18 protein-coding genes are annotated in these 20,309 nt (G+C 43.9%); 5 read left to right on the top strand and 13 right to left on the bottom strand.

Features of this window, described 5'->3' with window-relative positions; all coding sequences use genetic code 11:
* Position 1: 1 nt before the first annotated feature.
* The gene (locus tag AC3E9V_RS21175) at positions 2 to 763 is read left to right on the top strand and encodes a LytR/AlgR family response regulator transcription factor (RefSeq protein WP_488750166.1); all 762 of its coding nucleotides are present in this window, start codon (positions 2 to 4) and stop codon (positions 761 to 763) included.
* On the opposite strand, the gene AC3E9V_RS21170 is transcribed toward AC3E9V_RS21175, so the two are convergent.
* The 6 genes from AC3E9V_RS21170 to AC3E9V_RS21145 form a co-directional block, all read right to left on the bottom strand.
* Complete coding sequence (locus tag AC3E9V_RS21170; protein WP_488750165.1) at positions 764 to 2,836, bottom strand: PrsW family intramembrane metalloprotease; 2,073 nt, start codon at positions 2,834 to 2,836, stop codon at positions 764 to 766. It lies immediately after the preceding gene.
* A 433-nt stretch (positions 2,837 to 3,269) separates the two neighbouring features.
* Positions 3,270 to 4,040: a 3-ketoacyl-ACP reductase gene (locus tag AC3E9V_RS21165; RefSeq protein WP_488750164.1), complete on the bottom strand. Its 771-nt coding sequence runs from the start codon at positions 4,038 to 4,040 to the stop codon at positions 3,270 to 3,272.
* A gap of 85 nt (positions 4,041 to 4,125) precedes the next feature.
* Complete coding sequence (locus AC3E9V_RS21160; protein WP_488750163.1) at positions 4,126 to 5,571, bottom strand: oxidoreductase; 1,446 nt, start codon at positions 5,569 to 5,571, stop codon at positions 4,126 to 4,128.
* 9 nt (positions 5,572 to 5,580) lie between these two features.
* Entirely contained in the window at positions 5,581 to 6,966 is a 1,386-nt protein-coding gene (locus AC3E9V_RS21155) for a glycosyl hydrolase (protein WP_488750162.1), read from the bottom strand.
* Positions 6,963 to 8,366 (bottom strand): sodium:solute symporter family transporter, encoded by a 1,404-nt coding sequence (locus AC3E9V_RS21150; protein ID WP_488750161.1) that lies wholly within the window; start codon positions 8,364 to 8,366, stop codon positions 6,963 to 6,965. The genes AC3E9V_RS21155 and AC3E9V_RS21150 overlap by 4 nt, the downstream gene beginning before the upstream one ends.
* A complete protein-coding gene (locus AC3E9V_RS21145) occupies positions 8,363 to 8,572 on the bottom strand; it encodes a hypothetical protein (RefSeq protein ID WP_488750160.1) in 210 nt (69 codons plus the stop codon). Before AC3E9V_RS21145 ends, AC3E9V_RS21150 begins: the two co-directional genes overlap by 4 nt.
* Before the next feature lie 467 nt (positions 8,573 to 9,039).
* On the opposite strand from AC3E9V_RS21145, the gene AC3E9V_RS21140 reads away from it, so the two are divergent.
* The 3 genes from AC3E9V_RS21140 to AC3E9V_RS21130 are packed head-to-tail and all read left to right on the top strand — an operon-like array spanning position 9,040 to position 13,257.
* Positions 9,040 to 9,378 carry a PadR family transcriptional regulator gene (locus tag AC3E9V_RS21140; protein WP_488750159.1) on the top strand — a complete coding sequence of 113 codons (339 nt, stop codon included), beginning with the start codon at positions 9,040 to 9,042 and terminating at the stop codon, positions 9,376 to 9,378.
* Positions 9,375 to 12,005: an ABC transporter permease gene (locus tag AC3E9V_RS21135; protein WP_488750158.1), complete on the top strand. Its 2,631-nt coding sequence runs from the start codon at positions 9,375 to 9,377 to the stop codon at positions 12,003 to 12,005. The genes AC3E9V_RS21140 and AC3E9V_RS21135 overlap by 4 nt, the downstream gene beginning before the upstream one ends.
* Positions 11,998 to 13,257, top strand: a complete 1,260-nt coding sequence (locus AC3E9V_RS21130) for a hypothetical protein (RefSeq protein WP_488750157.1) — start codon at positions 11,998 to 12,000, stop codon at positions 13,255 to 13,257. Before AC3E9V_RS21135 ends, AC3E9V_RS21130 begins: the two co-directional genes overlap by 8 nt.
* Positions 13,258 to 13,357: 100 nt before the next feature.
* Here AC3E9V_RS21130 and AC3E9V_RS21125 read toward each other — a convergent pair whose 3' ends face one another.
* The 6 genes from AC3E9V_RS21125 to AC3E9V_RS21100 form a co-directional block, all read right to left on the bottom strand.
* Positions 13,358 to 13,990, bottom strand: coding sequence for a hypothetical protein (locus tag AC3E9V_RS21125; RefSeq protein WP_488750156.1), 633 nt, complete (start codon positions 13,988 to 13,990; stop codon positions 13,358 to 13,360).
* 36 nt (positions 13,991 to 14,026) lie between these two features.
* Positions 14,027 to 14,776, bottom strand: coding sequence for a MerR family transcriptional regulator (locus tag AC3E9V_RS21120; RefSeq protein ID WP_488750155.1), 750 nt, complete (start codon positions 14,774 to 14,776; stop codon positions 14,027 to 14,029).
* Positions 14,777 to 14,848: 72 nt separating this feature from the next.
* Entirely contained in the window at positions 14,849 to 15,301 is a 453-nt protein-coding gene (locus tag AC3E9V_RS21115) for a GNAT family N-acetyltransferase (RefSeq protein WP_488750154.1), read from the bottom strand.
* 8 nt (positions 15,302 to 15,309) lie between these two features.
* Positions 15,310 to 15,723 carry a hypothetical protein gene (locus AC3E9V_RS21110; protein WP_488750153.1) on the bottom strand — a complete coding sequence of 138 codons (414 nt, stop codon included), beginning with the start codon at positions 15,721 to 15,723 and terminating at the stop codon, positions 15,310 to 15,312.
* 133 nt (positions 15,724 to 15,856) lie between these two features.
* Positions 15,857 to 16,222, bottom strand: a complete 366-nt coding sequence (locus tag AC3E9V_RS21105; RefSeq protein WP_488750152.1) for a hypothetical protein — start codon at positions 16,220 to 16,222, stop codon at positions 15,857 to 15,859.
* A gap of 231 nt (positions 16,223 to 16,453) precedes the next feature.
* Positions 16,454 to 16,789, bottom strand: a complete 336-nt coding sequence (locus AC3E9V_RS21100; protein ID WP_488750151.1) for a single-stranded DNA-binding protein — start codon at positions 16,787 to 16,789, stop codon at positions 16,454 to 16,456.
* Between the two features lie 734 nt (positions 16,790 to 17,523).
* Between AC3E9V_RS21100 and AC3E9V_RS21095 the strand changes: the two genes are divergently transcribed.
* Positions 17,524 to 17,901, top strand: coding sequence for a hypothetical protein (locus AC3E9V_RS21095; protein ID WP_488750150.1), 378 nt, complete (start codon positions 17,524 to 17,526; stop codon positions 17,899 to 17,901).
* Positions 17,902 to 17,931: 30 nt separating this feature from the next.
* Here the strand turns inward: AC3E9V_RS21095 and AC3E9V_RS21090 are convergent, their stop codons facing one another.
* Positions 17,932 to 20,301, bottom strand: a complete 2,370-nt coding sequence (locus tag AC3E9V_RS21090) for an ABC transporter permease (protein ID WP_488750149.1) — start codon at positions 20,299 to 20,301, stop codon at positions 17,932 to 17,934.
* Positions 20,302 to 20,309: the final 8 nt, after the last annotated feature.

Here is a 20,309-nt window from a genome sequence, read left to right as displayed (position 1 = left end):
TATGAAAGTACTGATCGTAGAAGATGAAGCTCCGGCCTTTCGCCGACTGCAAAAGATCCTGGAGGAGGTAGATCCCGAGGTGGAGATCGTGGAGGTGATCGACAGTGTGGAGGACAGTGTCAAGTGGCTCAAAAACCACAACCTGCCGGACCTGATCTTTATGGACATCCAGCTGAGTGACGGGATCAGTTTTGAGATCTTTGAGCAGGTGAAGATCATGCAGCCGGTGATCTTTACTACGGCGTTTGACGAGTATATGCTGCGGGCTTTTAAGGTCAACAGCATTGATTACCTGCTCAAACCCATCAAAAAGGAAGACCTGCAGCAAAGCCTGCAAAAACTTAACGCATTAAAAAGTCAGCTTTCCGGTAACGGGCTGGATATCGGGCAGGTGGTGAGGCAGATCAGGCTGGACGAGAAGCAATATAAAAATCGTTTTCTGGTGAAGCAGGGGGATAAAATGATCTCGGTGGAGACTGAGCGGATTGCATACTTTCAGCTGCGGCATGGAGTAGTACACCTGGTGACGGAGGAGGGGAAAAAGTACCTGATGGACTTCTCCCTGGATGAGCTCGGCAGTCAGCTGGATCCGGGCAGGTTTTACCGGGCCAACCGGCAAGTTATCATCCACTTTAAGGCCATCAAAACGGTACATAAATACCATAAGGGCAAACTCCTGGTAGAGCTGGACCCTGACTCTGATGAGGATATTATTGTATCAGCAGAGAAGGCGACTGATTTTAAAGGCTGGCTGGGGGACTGATCAGGTGTCTGGAGTTTTCAGGAATGTCCATCCAAGTGATGTGAAATTTCTCCTCATTCGTTTTGGCTCCGGGATTTCTTTAGGGATCAATAACAATAAGACCAAAAAGAACTTTTTGGCATTCAGTGAGGAATGAGCCTCTTTAAACTTGATCAACACCTGCTGTGACTTAAAATCGTTGCCTGGTAGCGGATTATCCAGCTTGACCATAAACCATTCAGAGTCTTCATGGGACCTGAAAAATGTTGGTTTTTTGTTTAGCAGGACCACCCGTTTGACGATGGTGCCCGTCACTCCTTCAGGAAAATACTCAATCAGCCCCCTGTCCGCATAATAGCTCGAAAGCAAGACTTTGTTTCCAATGAAGTTTTGCGAAACAACATCATCTGTAAAGGGATTGATGGAGAAATTGACCCTGGCCCAATATCCCTTGATCAGATTCAGAGAAGTGAGTTTTGAGCCCAAAAACATGATCAAAAAACTTCCCGAAAAAGCGGCCCCTGTTATGCTTTGATTAGCGATTTCGGCACCATCCATATAAGCTACTATGAGGTACTCAAACATGAGTATTGCGGTAAGCCAAAATGTCAGAAAAAACTGGATCGGTTTTGTTTTGAACCTGCTTGTGTATTTAAAGTTTGCACTGTTGTTGATACAATTGTTCAGGAGCGTATTCCAAACACGCGCTATCAGGAAGAAAAACAAGATAAAGATTAAAATCAGCTGGGTAAATAGCCAGAAGTCATAGAGTCCATGGACCAGCGACGCTAAAAACCAAAACAGGAAAAACACCCCAACAGCACTGCTTTTCTTTTTCTTGAATTTAACCAGGACGAGCCCATATGCAAAGATCGAGCTGTCGATCATATGTCCCACCGCTGCAGTGAGTGCCCTGCCATGAATTATATGCCCGTATGATCCGTCAAAGTAGATGAGGTTTTCTACAAAAGCAAACCCCATGGCAGACATGCTGGCAAGTAAAATGTACTCGTAGGGTTGTAGTCTTTTACTGGTAAAAAGAAGAATGATCAGCAGCGGGATCACTTTGACCAGCTCTTCAACGGCACCAATACCAAAAACGCTGTATAAAAAGAGCTTGAAAACATTATTAGGTCCGTCCCACATTTTTAACGTATAGTGGAAAAAATCACCTATTAGCAGTGTGAAAAAACTGAAAACCATACCAAGGATCAGGATGCTCAGCAGGAGGGTCCAGTTGACCTTCTCGAAAAATGCCAGTTTGACCATGTAAGTACTCCATACTATCAAAATGAAAAGGGCAGCGAAAAAACCAACGGTATCAATGTTATTGATGAACCAGCCTATCACCTCATTGTAATAGTCAATAATGTGGTTGTTCACAAAGAAGATCTTTCGTGCCAGACTGGTATCTATATAGTTTGATGATTCAGGTATGGATTTTAACTCAAGTAGTAGTCCAAGGTCCTCGGTAAGCTGAAGTTTATTTACCAGTGGAGGCAGTACGAGGTTTTTGGCTCCATGAGATAATTTGGCTTCCTGAAGCCAGTAATGGATGGAAAGGCTATCCTTTTTTTGCAGTTTGAAATAATCACCGATTGCCAGGTTCTGATACTTCATTTTTTGGTTTTGAACCAAATGAAGGTGAGTAAGAACGGAATCCGGCTTTCTATTCTTAAGATAAAAGTATCCAAGCCCCCAGTGTCCAAGATCAGGTAAACCCAGTTCAATAAACCCCCGATAGTAGTCAATGATATCCTTCTTTAATGAAAGGGGCCGGTCCTTTTCGCAAAACCTGGTGATGTATTTGTAGTGGAAGTCAATATTTTGAGAATCCAGTCTTGCCTCCTGATAATCTGCTAATGACATGGTGTCAATATCCGGAATGCGATCGACCGGAACAGAAGACGATTTCCAGAAAAGGTTCACAAAACATAAAGGAACCACAATCAACAGTATAATCCACAGTGTAGACCTGTAGAGGTTCTCCCTTAAAAACTGTTTTTTATCCTTGCTCTTTTGATAGCGTTGTCTGAAATAAAGAAGATACGGGAGAATAACAACGAGTGAGAAGATAATGATCGCTCCAAGCATTAGTAATCCAGGGTTATGGTCGGTGATTTTTATGAGACACTATAATAGTAGAATTTTCAGTGAATTCGAAAGACTTAACCCGCTTTATTCATGAAATGAGCATGAATTCTAAAATTGTCAGAAAACGTCAAATGAGGTCCTGGGTTATGATTTGTCAGATCGCACTGTATTCTGAATACTGATTTTCAGTATAAACTACTATTCCTTCTTTATTCTTTTGTCAATTTCCCATGATGTTTGAGAAAAGTCTCAAATGACATGAACACCAGGATGCTTAATGGTAATACTGGAGTTTTATTGCTCATACCTTTCTTTAGGCTATATTATAAAATTCAGGCTTTTTAAAGATTACTTTTCCATTTTTTGCAATTAAAACTGCTCTGGAAAAGGGCTACCAATTTTTCGTCGGCCATACATACAAAAAGCAATTCCTCTAAAGCCTCCGGATCATTAGCCCTCCGTCCGGGGTAAGCACCTGCCCGGTTGAATACGGAATATCCCCATTTACCAGCGCTACTACAATCTTTCCGATATCCTGCGGCTTGCCCAGTCGCTTTTGGAGGGTCAGCCCCTCGTCAATAAGTTGCTTATACTTATCTCTGACCCTTTCAATCATGTCCGTCTCGATGACACCAGGTTGAATTTCATATACGGGAATATCAACCTCTGCCATTTTGATGGCCAATAATTTGGTCAGCATGGATACTCCGGTCTTGGAAATGCAGTATTCAGGTCGGTTGACTGATGCGACTACTGATGATATGGAAGAAACATTGACAATACACCCTTCATAGTTTTCATGGTCCCTCTTATTTTCTACCATGAGCCTGGCAATGGCCTGGGACAAAAAGAAGGTGCCTTTCAGGTTGATGTTTAGGACATGATCATAATCTTCTTCGCTGATTTCCAATATATCCTTGCGGCGAGATGCCACCCCTGCATTGTTGATCAGCACATTTATCATCCCCAGATCCTTAATGAAATCAACAATTTTGTTCCTTCCTTCAGTCGTCCCGATATCACCCTGGCAATACATGATTTTACCTCCGATCTTTCTTAACTTTTCCAATTGATCCTCCACTTCGCTTTCATCCCGGACGCCATTGATCACCACTCCATAGCCGTTTTGCAACAGTTTCTCCGTGATCCCCAGACCGATACCCCTGCTGCCACCCGTGACCAGTGCGATTTTTTCTTCCTTCATTTGTTTATAATAGGTTAAGTTTCTGTTTATCAATAAATTATTTTTATATCGGTTGGCGTCCTAAAATTGCTTCGGCCATGCCGATTCATGATTTTAATTGTTTAAGTTTTTCAAATTCAGGCAATTGCTTATAGAAAGGATCCAACGGATAACACCCCGAGCGAATCCCATTTCGTGGCGCTGTGGTACAATCTGAAAATGTCCTGCAAAGTTTCCCCCTTTTCAAAGGCAAACCACCCAGCACATCTGCCGGTAGTTCCGGGTAAGAAAGGACCATCCTTCCCAGACCAATAAAGTCACTCATGTGATGGCGAAGCACATATTGACCCACATGAGGAAGCCATTCCTGCAAATACGAGTAAGCAGATCCAACCACTGCCATGTTGGGGAATGCCTTCTTAATTTCATTCGTCACTTTGATCTGACGTGCCACACCTGCCAACGGATCTTCGGGAGGCAGGTAACCATCCGATGGCGGGAATAGCGCGGGCCGTTGGATATGCGGATTGTAATACGGACTCCCCACTGTGACGCACAATAGTTCTATATCCAGTGTTTCCATCAACCTCAGAAACTTAAATGGCTCAGTGAGGTCGGCACCCCATCCCGAACCATCCCCTCCAAAGGCGAAAGGGTAATTTTCGTCTTCGTAGTGGACGGGCACTCCCATATCATTTTCTCCTTTGGTAAAGGGTATCCAATCAAATGCACTTAACCGTACCCCTATATCCAGTCCTGGCGCCTGGGCTCTTATACCTGCAACGATCTCTCTCAAAAACCGGGTTCTGTTCTCAAAACTCCCCCCATATTTACCCGGACGGTTAAAGCTGCTCAGGATCTCATGTCCAAGATAGCCATGACAGTGCTTGATGTCCACAAAATCAAAACCGGCTTTTTTGGCCAGGACAGCCGCACTGACAAAGTCATCAATCAAGCGATCCAGTTCTTCGTCTGGTATCGTGGGATAATCATCCGGAACACCGAATTTTTTATCCAGCAATGGATGGTGATAGGCAATTTTTGGCTCAAAAGTTTTGTTGTCCTTTGGCTTGCAAAACCGCCCGGAATGCGTCAGCTGAAGACCGATGTACAGGTCACCACTGTTGCCGTGAACTTTTTCATGTTCGGTAATGAGCAGGTTGTGCAGGTCTTCCAATTCTTTTTGGTTATTGGGTTTCACCACAAGTTGATTGGGATTGGCGCGTCCATCATCCCGCACAGCAAATGCTTCACAACCCCAAAGCAGTTTGGCGCCACTATGAGCAAAATTCCTCCAGCGATGTTTGGTAAATTCAGTCGGTTTGCCGTCAGTCGTACCATCCCAGCCTTCCATCGGCAGGATGCAAAAGCGGTTTCCTATCACATGACCAGACCCTAACTTATAGGGTTTTTGGTAGGGCGATTGATCACCCTGTATTAATTCCTCATCAAAACGGAGATCAATGTTTTGTTCCTCCAGGTGACTCCTGAAATCGCCCGGTGTTTTCAGTTGTGCAATACGCTTGAATCGTGGTTTCGTCTTTTGTGCCATAGAACACAATTAAGGTAAATCTTCGATGCAATCAAAGAAGGCATAATACGGCTGGTCGTTGATCATCCGCGAAAGTAAGATAACGAGCTCCCGCATATGATAATCCCCCCACATGGCAGACTCGCCGGACGGTATTTTCCTGCCTTCAGGAATAGCATCCCATCCATTGGGGCGATGATAAATGGCATGTAGGATTAACCCCTGGTGTGCATCGTCGATTGATAAGTAAGGTTGAGACAACAACGTGTTGGCGATGGTCAATCCGGCCTGGGTATATTTTTTGCCGTCCGTATCACCTTTGGCACCGAGATAGTGACCCAGTCTCAACAATCCCTGCGCCGCAATGATCGCGGCAGAACTATCTATCGGCTCAAAATCATTAAAAGGATCGGATGGTCTTTCGCGGTAATCGCCCATGCTTTCCAGCCCGGGCGCACCAGTATCCCAGTAAGGAATGCCATCTGCTGGTGTATTCCGGATATAAAAATCACAGGTAGCCCTTGCAGCTTCCAGCATTTTGGACATGAGGTCATCTTTTGAAATAATGCTTTCATAAGAATCAGCCGGAAGTTTTTCAAACAGTTCGATCTCTTCGGCAAACCCGCACATAGCCCATGCCAGGCCTCGTGTCCATGTAGTAAAGCCACTGAAGCCCTGCTGTGTACCCGGACATCTGAAATTGCCATCGTTGGAATTGAATATACATTCGTGCGCTGTCCGGCCTTTCACATCGTAAATGTCACGTCCTTTTCCGTAATAGATGTTATATTTTGCAGTCGTTAGGAGGTGTTCTACTGTCCGTTGCATCAGGTCAACAGATATATCCTGCTCACCCATAAGCCGGTGCCCGAGGAGGTGACTGAGCATCAATATCCTGCATGACCGAATGGTGTCAATGAAAAGGGAATGTGGCCCGTTAAACGAGTACATAAATCCGCCTCCCGGTGTGGTGCTCCACCGGTTGGCCTGAACAGCTCCACTCACTTTTAGCGCAAGCTGATAAAAAGCCTTTTCCTCATCATTTGGAGCAACCCTGCCCTCAATCATCAATCTAAGCAGGTTGCTGTAGGTGCTTATGTTGTTGAATCCATGGTCATGCACACCGAAATGCGTTAAATGAGGAGCCATTTTCGCAATGGTATTTTTTCTACCAATATCGAGAAAGGCTTCATCTCCACTGGCTTCAAACTGAAGGATGGCCGAGCCAAATTGAAACCCCTGCGTCCACTCCGTCCATCCCTGCGGCACATATTCTCCGTTCCTGGTAATGACAGGTGTGCCTTTGTTTTGCCCAAAATGCTTTTCTATGGAAAGGATCTTTTTGCCTGACAATAGCCAGAAATCATCTATCCCTGAGCTTAAATCAAGCGGTTTAATATCAAAATCTATTTTCATGCAGTACGGTTTTGATAGTGATGTGAAACCATGATCAACGTGCTAGCCAGGCCATGGATCCCGTATAGGATAAAGTCCATCCTGAAATCACCCAACCGATCGGGAAGGACACCTACAATTGAAGCCAGAAATATGAAAAAAGCAATCGCGGAAGTGATGAGCAAGATTTTTGGAGGACGTTCGAAAAGCAAAGCTCCGAATACGACAGGAGCGATCATGGAAGTACCAGTGAAACTCACTCGCGCCAGCAACGCCAATTCATCTCCCATTACCAGGGAAAAAAGCAATACAACCAATGAAAAGACCAGCAGTGACACTCTGGTGATGGACATTACTTTTTTTTCACCTCCGGCAAGTAGTGATCGAAGTTCTGTTCCCAATGCAAAGATCTGGGCGTTTGTCGTCGATAAGCAGGCAGCAAACAACCCTACCACTGCCAGAGCAGCCACCGGGTTTGCCTGGTCAAACAGCAAAGCGGATGACAGGAAATCGGAAGTAGATGCGTCCGGATATTTGATGGCGCCATACATCCCGACAAAGGCGGTGGGGAGAATAACCAGAATGGCGAAAAAACCCACTGCAAAGGCCATGATATGTACAGATTTCAGACTTTTCATCACCACAAGGCGTGTTGTAAATTGAGGTTGTGTAGCCGGGATCATCAATATGGCAATGGCGGAGGTGATCAGAAACTGGGGTCCAAACAGCTTATTCGGGCCAGGTAGTGATAACAGGGCAGGATTCGCTTCACGCACTTCGGTAAATACGGCGCGCATTCCACCACCAATGTCAAGGCAGGAAATGCCTATGATCCAGATGACGACTAGTAAAAGAAGTCCTTGTATGGCATCACTGTACATAATAGCTTTCAGTCCACCGATCTCTGCGTAAACGATCATCATTACCACGATCAAAGCGGCCCAGGTCCACGATGGAAGGGCGATGGGGACCGCAGCCTCCAGGAAAATGGAAATGCCACGGATCTGGATGGCGACATAAGGGATCAGAAAAATAAACGAACTCAGGAATACGAGGTAGCCAGCCCATTTGATGCCATAACATTGGGACATCATCCCTGCGACTCCATTGTATCCTACGGCCTTTGCTTTTTTTCTCAATTTATAGCCAAACCACAAGATGAAGAATACCATAAATCCATCGGAAAAAGCAAGGAAGATCCAGGCACCAACCCCATGATTTCTGAAAAAATCGGGCATGCCCATGAAGGTGAAAGCGCTGAACAAGGCGGCGGCAAATGTGAGGAAACCCAGGATTGCTCCTATGTTAGAGCCTGCAAAAATGAATTCGTTTGCCGTTCGGTTTTTGTTATACGACTTATAAGATGCCAAAAACAACAATCCGATGAATATGGCAAAGAATACAGCAATCCAGGTGATCATTGCTGATCTTCTTTATAGGGAAAGATCCGGGCGCCTATATAGGTGAGGATCACCAGTACACCGGTCATTCCTATTCCTGACCAAAAAATAAACGGCAATGACAAAAATGAAGGTTCTGTTTGGCCCTGACTGAAAATGAACAAGTAGGAAATAAGCGCGATGACAATGACAGACCCAACCAATATCTTCCAATAGGCAGTTTTCATAGTATGAGTTGAGGTTGTGATTAAATGTACAATATAAATATATTTCTGTAACTGACATTTTTAATCAAATTCATCTTCATGATAACCAACCCCCAACGCTAATCACTTATTGATATGATTCTATGGAGCCAATATGAAAAACCATTTTATCAATACTACATTTAGGATATTGCAACCTTTTTGCTTTAACTTTCGTCAATACTACAAATAGGAGATTCATTTTATCAGTAGGCAGCTTGCAATATGCAAATAGTCAAGGGTAAGAGGCTTATGATGTAATTTGAATCTCTGTAGCGAAAGAAATTATGATGTTCCAAAAGCCCTAAGATACTGTCATTCCAGATAAGAAATCTTTCTCAATATGGAAATCAATCTTTGGTTTCCGGAAAGATTTCTTCAGGGGTTTGCCAAAGGCATCCGGTTAGAAGAAATGACAACTTTGAGACGGCATTGGTTAAGATGAGGTCATGAAAAAATACCAACTAGGAGAATTTGAAGAGATCGTACTGCTCACAGTGGGCGTGCTCTACGACGAAGCTTACGGTGTAGCCGTAAAAGATGAGATCGAAAATAGGCTCGGTCGCAAGGTTAGCGTCGGGGCGTTGCAATCTGCCCTCCGGCGAATGGAGAAGAAAGGATTTTTGGATTCCCGTCGGGGAGAGGCGGATGAACAGCGTGGAGGAAAACCAAAACGGTTTTTTACCATCACGGCATTGGGCAAAAAAGCACTGGAATATTCCAAAGACGTCCGGCTGGACCTTTGGAAGGCTATTCCGGAAGTGGCACTGGACGTGAAGTTTACATGATCCGTCGCCTTGCTGATCGGCTGTTGTCCTGGTACTGTCACCCGGATTTTTATCCCGATATATCGGGAGATCTGGAGGAGCTGTACCGGAGAAATCAGGAGCAGAATCCGCGTTTTGCCGGATGGCGATATCTCCTGCAGGTGATCATGCTTTTCAGGGTCTCATTACTCAAGCCTTTAGGTCAAAACAAAGTCATAAATAATACAGGCATGTTTAGAAACTATTTCAAAATCAGCATCAGGACTCTGCTTAAACATAAGGCCTACACCTTTATCAACGTGATGGGGCTGGCCGTAGGTCTGGCAGCTTTTCTGCTCATCAATCATTTCATCCGCTTTGAAAAGAGCTATGATCGTTTCCACAAGGATGCCGACCAGCTTTACAGGCTTACCACGGACCAGATCGTGGATGGCCAGTTGGGTACCAGGGATGCCATGTCTTTTAATCCATCAGGAAAAGTCATCACCGATGAGATCCCTGAGGTGACTGATTATACCACCACCTATAATGTCAGTAGCGTCACGGTCAGGAAAGGCGAAGACCTGGTTTCGGAGCAACAGGTCATCATGGTAGATGAGCATTTTTTGCCACTGTTCGGCTATGAGGTTATTAACGGGAAAACGAATGCTCTTTTAAGCGAACCCAACACGATTGTGCTGACTAAAGACAAGGCAGCGTTTTATTTCGGTGATGAGAATCCGATGGGTAAGACCCTGCATTTGTATTCAGGGTTTGATAAAAGCTTTGAAGTAGTAGGTGTGATCGAAAACGTGCCCGGGAACACGCACTACAAGTTTGATTTTCTGATCTCGATCAGCACAGTCAAAGAGCGGATGGAAAGAGAGGGTTGGAATGCATTTAATTACTACACCTATCTGAAAATTAGGCCAGGTACAGATATAAAAGAACTCGAGAAGCGGCTCATTCCCATCAAAAACAAATACCTGAGTGAAGAGAGTACGCTTTTTTTTAATATTCAGCCAGTTACAGATATCCACTTGCATTCGAATTTCACCTTTGAGCCTGAAGAGCACGGCAGTGCTAAGTCAGTTAGCTTTCTTACGATCATTTCCATTTTCATCGTGCTGATCGCCTGGGTCAATTACATTAACCTTTCTACCGCCAAAGCAGTGGACCGGGCCAAAGAAGTAGGCTTGCGCAAAGTAATTGGAGCACGAAAAGGACAAATAAGAACCCAATTTCTTACAGAAGCTTTTCTGATCAATCTGATGGGTGCTTTGCTGGCCCTGGGAATTGCGGAACTGGCTGCACCGTATTTCAATGGATTGATCGAAATGGATGTGATCGGGAGTCTGTGGAACAATCCTGACTTTTTGATTAGACTTGGATTCTTCCTGCTTCTGGGTACACTGGTCTCGGGGTTTTATCCCGCACTGTTCTTATCCAATTTCAGGATCGTTTCGGTGCTCAAAGGCAAATTCAGAAACTCCAAAGGTGGAGTGGTCCTTCGAAAAGGATTGGTAGTAGCTCAATTTGCTGCCTCTCTGGTGCTGATAGCTGGGACATTCATAGTGGCGCGTCAGGTAAACTATATGCGTTCCCAGGATCTTGGGATGAATACGGATCAGGTGGTGGGTTTTCGTAATCCACGCTTCAGCGGAAACAACTGGGATGAGCAGCGTGCACGGATGAGGACCTTCCGGGAAGAGCTACTGAAAAGTGGGGCCATTTCAGAGGTAGCCAGTACTACTGCCTTGCCAGGTGGGGCCAGTGATGAGATCTGGTCCAGTGCTGGTGGCATTAAGGTAGTAGGTGAAACGGAAGTGCTGGATGCTACCATTTACATCACCAATGTGGATGAGAACTACTTTGATCTACTGGATATGGAGTTACTGACCGGTCGCAATTTTTCGCAGCAGCTTGCTTCAGATTCAGCTGCAACGATTGTCAATGAGGCTTTTCTGGACCGGATGGGTTTGCCAGCTGAGGAAGCGTTACTCAATGAAAAGATCCAGTTTGGACGGGATCCCGAAAATGATAAGTACCACATCGTTGGTATCGTCAGAAATGCCAACCGGAGCTCGCTTAAAAATGCCGTAGAGCCAACCCTTTATTTTTATACGGAAGCTTCACAGCGATCTTTAGTTAAGCTGGCTGCTGAAAATTACAAGGAGGGCTTACAGCACCTGGAGGAAACCTGGACCAGCTTTTTCCCCACTGCTCCGCTGGAGTATGCCTTTCTGAATGACAGGTTCGACAGGCTTTACAAAGAAGACAAACGTTTTGGTGCGGTTTTCGGAGCATTTTCGGTGCTGGCGCTAATTGTGGCGATCATGGGGCTTTTTGGTCTTTCTTCTTTCATTGCTTCCCAGCGAACCAAAGAAGTGGGAGTCCGAAAAGTGCTGGGAGCTTCCGTTCCACACATCATCAGTTTGTTTTATAAAGAGTTTATGATCCTGATCGGGATCTCCGCCCTGATTGGAGGACCAGTGGTCTATTTCAGTATGGTTGACTGGCTGGCTAACTACGCGTACAGGATTGATTTTCCTTGGATCTTTATGGTCATTTCGGTAGCGATTGTGCTTGTCTGTGCTTTTGTCACGGTGGGGTACCAGGTGTACAAGGTAGCTATTCTCAATCCAGCCAGGACCCTGAAATATGAGTAAAGCGTTATTGATATTCATGGTTACTGTTCCGGGAATTATTCACTGTCAGGGGCTTTCCGAGAAGGAGCTTTTACAAATGGCTAAAAGCAATCCTGAGCAGGCTATCGGTTATCTGGATTCTTTGGCTGCAGCTTCCGGTTTTACTGAGGATCACCCGATGTTTTATAGAATTTCCGGAATTGCTTACTTAGGTCTTAAAAATTCAGAAAGGGCTACGGAGCAATTTCAATCATCGCTAAAGAAGGCTCGCTTAATCTATGATCGGTCAGCTCAGGCAAAAGCGTTATATCACCTTGCTCGACTGGAAGCACAGGCAGGAAATTTTGATGGAGCAATTGTAAAAGCGGACTCCGGTGCTGTGTTGGCTCGAGGGTTGGATGACCCCTTGTTGGAGTATCGGTTAAATAACCTGCTGAGCTGGGGATACTTCTCTACGGAGCGAGATTTTCACCAGGTGCTGAGGCATGAGGCACGACAGGTGGAGCTTGTAAAACAGCTGGACGAATCATCTTACAAGGCTCATGTTTATAACAATCTCGGCTATGACCTGACAGTGGCAGGTACAGTTCATCTGGATAGTGCAATCAGCCTCATGCAGTTTGCAAATGCTTTTTATTCGGAAGGTGAGGGAAGCTGTGGACGCTGGTACACGCTCATGAACCTTATGTGGCAGCATCGGCTTAAAGGTGAGCTGAAGCGTTCTGAAGAGTACGGGAATCTGGCCCTGGAAGCAGCCCGGTCCATTGAGGACCGGCATGCGATTGTTGAGACCTGTTTTCAGCTGGGAGAAACACTCGTGGCTTTGAAAATGACGGATTCTGCGGCAAGTTGCTATGAGTTGGGAAAAAGATGGGCCAACCAGACTGAGGACCGTGATAAATATGTGTTTGATGTCTATTATGCCAGCTACCTGAAATATATTGGTCAGGCAGAAGAGGCCATCGCCCTTTTAGAGTCAGCAGTCCGGTTTCTTGAAAACAGTGAAGTGTTTTACGAAATGCATGGCCGGGCCATTCTGGCGAGTCTCTACTTTGATCAGGGGGATGAAAAGAAATCATGGCAGCAGGTTAACGCCATCCGGGACCCGCGGCATAATTACATTGCTATGGAGACACGATTGCTGGCTGCTTTAGTTACTTCGAAGCTATTGCTCTCGGAAGGGGAAACGGAAGTGGCCAAAATCCTTTTGGATAACTGGCAGGCGCATGCGGAGGAAATTGGGGCGGGGTATTTGGTGGAGTTTTTTGATTGATGTGTGGATGTTTCAACGATTATTCAGTAACCACCAACAATGAGATAGGATGTGAGGAAACAGATAGCTGGACACACCCCAACCAATTCAGGCCACCAGTTTAAATAATCTCCCTTTCCGCAGCATCCAGGAGGTTTTTATAGGCGGAGAGCTCTTCCATCAGGTAGATCTTACTGCTTAGAGAATCCTTTTCCAGGTTGTAGCGGATCAGGACTTCCTCCTCATCCCACTTCATCTCAAACCGGTCAAGCTTTTCATTGAGAACATTACCGTCATCAGTTTTTTGTACGATGTACTCGGATTTGGCAAAGTCCCGGGTCCGGTGATTCAAGGGAATGAATTTAAACCCTCCATAAGACCTGATCAGCTCTTTGCTAATGTCTTCATTCAGCAGGTATTTCTTTTTACATAGCATCCCATCTATGAAGTAAAGGGTAAGCTCCCCCACTTCAGCATTGGAGATGTACAACTCCGGTTCTTCCACTACATAAAACTCAGCCCGGTCCTGGAAGAATCTGCCATGAAGGTGCTCCTCTGTAACCTGGATCTGCTCACGTGGAGTCCCGATCTCCACAGTGATCAGGCTGTAGGTCTTTGCCTTGTCCATGTTGGCTTTTTTGCCTTTTGGAGTCAGGCCTTTATGGTGAGCATGTTCTCCTTGCTCTTTGGTGTCATTACAAGATGTGACCAAAAGGACCAGGGCGAAGGAGAAAATGCTCATCAAATACTTCATAAAAATAAATATACAGGTAATTTAGTTAATGGCCGGTTAGCCACTTTTATCACAATAAATACTTATTGCTTTGCAAAGGAAGTTGGCTAATCCTGCTTTATATTTTTCGTAATAACTAGTAAAACGTTCGTCCTGTACATACATTTCACCCAGTGCCCGGTATTCTTTCAGGCCGATCTGTCTGAAAGCATTCATGTGCCTGAAGTGAAGGTCAATGGTTTTCTGCACCCGCTTATCCGCAGGATCTAAATGTGTCAGCATGGCCAACGTTCGGTTGATTTCTTCACCTTCTGCTTCCAGGTTTTTGAATCCCTGTTTGCCCAGTTTCCTTAGTTGGTCTTCGGATTCCTGTACAGCTTCTTCGCCCCACCGTTCAGTTGCTTCCTTTCGGTAGTTTTTTCTTTCCTCGGTTGTGAATCCGGCATAAAGTTCTTCGTCTTTCATCGCTTCTTTGTTTGTTAGTTTTTCTACTGTTTTATCGATCGTTTTGATCAGTTTTTCCAGGCGATGAGACTTTTGTTGCAGTGCACTTCGGTGTTCTCTCAGGGCTTTGACCAGGTCAAACTGTGGATCATCCAGTATGGCCTTGATCTCCCGAAGAGAAAACCCCAGCTCTTTGTAAAAGAGAATTTGCTGGAGTCGCATCAGCTGCGGCTCCTGGTAATAGCGGTATCCCTTGTCCGTACGATCTGCCGGCATCAGCAGACCGATCCGGTCATAGTGATGGAGCGTGCGCACACTCACATTGGAGAGTTGGGCCAGTTTTCGTACACTGTAGGTTCTCATGCCTTTTCCAGCAAATGAAAGCTATGACGTAACGTAAGAGTCAAGAGAAGAGGTAACTTTTTCTGAAAAAAGTCAGAAATGAAGCTTAAAGCCTTCGTGGCTCGCATTAAAGCCAAGACTTTCGTAAAAGCGAATGGCATCCGGGCGTTTTTTATCAGAAGTGAGCTGCAGCATTTTTACGTTGCGTTTTTTTACGTGCTCTATCGCCCACTCAAACATTTTCCTGCCCAGACCCTTACCACGAAGATCCTCGCGAACTCTGACCGACTCGATCTGCGCGCGGGAGCCTCCCTGGTAGTTGAGGTACTGGATATAAGTAAGCTGGAATGTACCTGCCACATCCCCGGCTGCATCATCTACCACGATCAGCTCCTGGTTAGGATCTGCATCGATATTATGAAATGCAAGCACATAGGAGTTTGGTAGTGGATCCTGAAAATCCTCTCGTAACTGTCCGATAGGATCATTTGCCAGGAGGTCTATGATAGCTGGTAAGTCTTCTAGCTTCGCTTCTCTAAAATTCATTTGTTATGCTAAAATGCAGCCAGGTCGGGTTCCAGGTAATGTGATCTGGCTTTAGTGTCATTAAAGATATCAAAGGAATAATGTGTGTCAATCAGGGATTTGAAATTATTTTTCAAATCAGGAAATTCCTGGATGAAGTCCTGAAAGTTATCCGACCCGGATTTACTAATGAAGTGGTTGACCGCATATGTTGAGGCCATTGTTAATGTCTTGTTGAACTTGGTACCCGAGCCAAAGGTGGCATCATAGCGCTTGATTTGCTTACAAAGGTTTTCTGCCGCCTGCTTCACACCATATTTGGTCACGTGGATCCAGGCGAGCCGCAAATGGGCTTCATGGTTAAAAAATTTTGGGTTTAAAATGCAGTTTTCAAAATGGATTTCAAACTGGCGATCATTAAGAATGTAGTGAAACTGGGTCATTTGTTTAATTAGTTAATCTTTCAAAAAAAACACTAAATACCTTTCGATTTGAACGCAAAAAATGCATTTAAGTATGATTTTATTGAATTTTCAGGGTATACATGAGGTGAACACGTCCGAAATTGGCATAAAATCAATCTTTTTTTGGATGCTCAAAAGGTGGAATTGGTGCCAGTGGAACCATGAGCAATGAATGATCCACGGAAGGATCAGGCTTATAAACCGGCATTTGGTATCCTTCCAGCTCGGGATGTAGGATGGGCATTGCAGGTTGATAGACCGGTGATTCAGCGATATCCTGAACGAAGGGGTTATTTTTGAGAATTCCTTCGGGAGGGTTAAATTTTGGAACCTCCAGATCAAATGGGGAGGGGATTTCCAGACTGTCAAACTTATATTCTTTTCTAATCGAACTTATAAAGTCCTGGTAAGGGTTTATTTGTGATTGAGCTGACAGGGTAATGCACAAAAAGCAAAAAACGAAAGGGATTTTAAGCATAGCTAAGAGTTAATTGTTGAATGCAATAACGTGAAACCGGAAGAAATGGATATGGTTGGAATGGTAAAAAAACAGAAACGGATAAAAAAAAGAGCCCGCCAAGGTGGCACGCTCTTTTTTTAGTTCTTATAAGCCCTAGTGCCTAATGGCACAAATAATCAAGGGAAACAGTAAACTGGCAATCAACTATTTGTGACACATTTTAATGTAGTACAATTTTGCAACTTAACACTAGTTTTTTCGGTCCAGCATATAAAACTCGTTCACATTGATCTCGGTGATGTATTTCTTTTCACCGTCCTTTTCATAGCTTCGGTTTACAAGCTTCCCTTCCAGGGCTATTTCACTTCCTTTTTTGAAATAGTTCTCTACTACATCAGCTTTTTTACCCCAAACCACAATATTGTGCCACTGAGTGTCCTCTACACGCTCGCCTTTATTATTGGTATAGGTATCGTTTGTCGCGAGTGAGAAAGTGGCCATTTTTTTACCACTGTCAAAGCTTCTTACCTGAGGGTCGTTACCTAATCTGCCGATTAATTGAACTGAATTTTTTAATGATGTCATGATAATAAAAAGTTTAATTGAATAATGAAGTCTTCCTTATCGGCGGATGACTTGTGTCGTTCGACAGGTACAAAGGTTGGGGAAATGGGAAAACCTAATCGTGTGGTAGCCGGATACACCCGTTTATATCCGTTTGTAACCGTTTACAAACGGGTAATATGATGGTAGTCAATTATTTAATTTGTAATGTTTTTTGTAATGAAAATGAGAATTGGTTTGTATAAACGGTTATACCAGCCATCAAAGGGTATCAAAATGCTACAAACTATTGGGAAATTAAGTGAATGGCTAATAGTGTTAATACCGGAAGGAAAATGTATGTGAGCCTTGAGACTGACATGAGGGATTTGAAATCGCTAACTAAAAATAAAGGGATGTAGAAATCTAATGATAACCCTAAAAGAAGGGTTATGGAAAGTCAATACGTGCATTTATGCACGGACTATTTGTGCTCAAACATTCCGAAGCGTTTTTGTCTTCTCAAGACAAACTTCCACATGCTTTGGATGAGGTCATCAAAAGCATAATGAAGAATGTTTTTAAGGTTCCTAATGTGATTCGGCTTTCCCATAACCTGAATTATTAATACCAGCTTTTAATTACAAAAAGGTAACCCAATTTACGTAAGGAATACGTTAAAGTGTTACAATATTTCGTTGAACAGGTATTTTTCGTTGATGAATAAGGTGCTTTTATCAGTTGTTAATCATAAAAATGCTTTTTATTTTAGGAGCATGAATCATGTAATGACTGCCGAAGAAAAACGATGCCAGGAGTGCGGACGAGAACTTTTTGGCCGAGCTGATAAGAAGTTTTGCACAGATGCCTGCCGTAGTGCCTATAACAACAAAGCCTCGAGCGGATCTGATAAGTACATCCGAAAAGTTAACAGAAAGCTAAAGAGAAACCGCTCTATCCTGGAGTCGCTGAACCCGGAAGGTAAGACAACTACACATCGGGAGCGCCTGTTAAAAGAAGGATTTGATTTTGATTTTTTTACCAATACTTACGTCACTAAAGATCAGAAAGAGTATAGGTTTTGTTACGACCAGGGGTACCTGATACTGAACAATGATTTTATTCTTCTGGTTAAGCGAGACCACACGAACTAGTATAAATAGAATTAAACACCAGGTCAGGTATTATTCATCTCGCAAAAGTTTCGAAGGGTTGGTCCGTGTAGAGATGCTGATCTGAATCACAATCACAAAAAAAGAAAGCATGACCCCTGTAACTAAAGGAAAGATAAGCCATGCATTACTAAAATCGGGAGTAAAAGCATACATCCCGAATAGTTTGTTTTTCAGTAAAACAGAGAGGGGGAAGGTAATTAAGGTGGCCACCCCCAGAATATACAGGATCTCTTTGCCGAATAATTTAATTAGATCCAGAGTATGTGCTCCCAGTACTTTTCGAATACCGATTTCATATAGCCTTCTCTTAAGCATGTATGCCATAATCCCAAACAGCCCGAGCGTAGCAATAAATATGCTTAAAAAAGTAAAATACTGAATCATGGAAATTGCCTCCTGTTCCTGGGTGTAGTTGTCCATAAGTTTTTGATCGAGCATCTGTAGCTCAAAATTTTGCGGAGACCAATGGTTATTCAGGATGGCCCGGATTTCTTCCGCTTTTCCCAGTGGTGACTTGATCATGATATGATTAATCTGGCGTTGGGTCATTTCCTGCGGATAGACCATTAGTGGTCCTATTTTATTGTGCAGAGACAAATAGTGATAATCAGGGATGATTCCTGTTACATGACCCTTCATCCAGCCTCCTGAATTTAATGATTGCTGTATTGGATTATCAAGCATGTTAGCCAGGGTCTGGTTAATGAGGACACCTCTGGAAGGTCTTTCGTTTATGTCTGATTTAGCTTGAAAAACCTCCCGGGATAATTTTGCAGGATACTCACCCTGAAGAATCGGGAGGCCCAAAATCTCTAAAAAATTATCATCAAACCCTATTGTGTTAACATTGATCTCAGTGTGTGATTCATTAAATTTCACAGTACTGAATCCAATTTCGGATCCCGGGAGGGCTCCCCAGGATGCCAGACTGATTTTTTCTTCACCTACAAAATTTCTCAAATCATGAAGTATCGGCTCCAAATCCAGGTCATCATTCTTTAAGCTGATAACAATAACATCTTTGGTCGAAAAGCCCAGGTCCTTGTTCTTAATGTAACTCCATTGACTAAGTAAAACGGCCAACCCTGATATTAGTACTCCACTGATGATAAATTGGAAAGTTAATAGTGCTTTACGCAATTGATTACCCGGGATTTTAAAAGTGAAGCGTTTTTTAAGGCTATCGGCGACAGGAATACTAACCAGCAGAAAAACCGGATAGGATCCGGCCAGCAGGACCAATAAATAAAAGGCCAAAGAAAGGAAAATGAGCATGCCGGTAAATTCATGGAACTCAATCGTAATGCCTGATAATTGAGTAAAGTAATCTGATGTCAGCTGAAATAAGGTTGCACTAATGATCCATGAGGTCCAATAGACAAGGGAGAGTTCCATTAAATACTGGATCACAAGCTGTATTCTATCAGCTCCGAGGATTTTTCGAATACTTGTTTTCGGAGCATCGTCCACCGACTTGATCATACTCATATTGGAGACATTGATCAGGATGATGAATAAAAGGATAATTCCTGAGGCCAGAAAAAGGTACACAAAGACCTTATTTCCTTTTGGCGTATCCATAGTGATGCTTTCGTCAAAATGGAGTCCGGACAGGGCCTGCGCTTTGTGAAGGATAAAGGTTCCCTCCGGGTTTAATCCGGACATTTTCTGATGCACATTTTCTGATATCTCTTGCAGTGCCCCTATTAACTGTGACTGATTGTTGGCTTTAACGTAGGTATAATATGCATATTGGGGCTCAAGGTCAGGGCTATCCGGAAATTGCCCGGCAATGACCCCATTGACAGGCAAATCGATGTTTTGTGGCCAGTCTTTATACACTCCGGTAACAATCCGTCTCTTGCCATCGACTGAAAAGTTTTCATGGAGACAATCAGTAGAGCCAAATATTTTCTGCGCTAAGGACTCATTGATAACGATGGCTTCTGGCTGGAATAATGGATTTTCTCCTGTTGTTTCGATCCAGTCAAACCGAAAAACTTTCAGTATAGCCGGGTCAGCAATTCGGATGTTTTTGGTGAAGAATTTTTCCTCACCTCTGGCCACTTCATGTACTTTGTTAATGAGAGAAATTCGAGCTGCGGCTGTAACGAACGAGTACTCATTTTCCAGGGAAGGCGCCACATATTGTGGTGTGACTGCAATGGTATTGTCCGAGTCCTGGCTGACCCATTCCGAGTTGACCCGGAAGATCTGATCAATATCATGGTGATACTGATCAAAAGTTAATGAATGATATACGTAAAGGAAAATGAAGCTACAGCTCATCATTCCAAGCGACAGGCCGATTATATTGATAAGGGTAAATGACCTCTGTCGCTTCAGGGATCGAGTTATGAATTTTAGATTACTAAGCATAGGACTTT

Source organism: Marinoscillum sp. HNIBRBA16962 (genome assembly GCF_057801515.1).
Note: the sequence above shows the minus strand (reverse complement) of the source record. Positions and strands in the feature narration are given on the sequence as shown.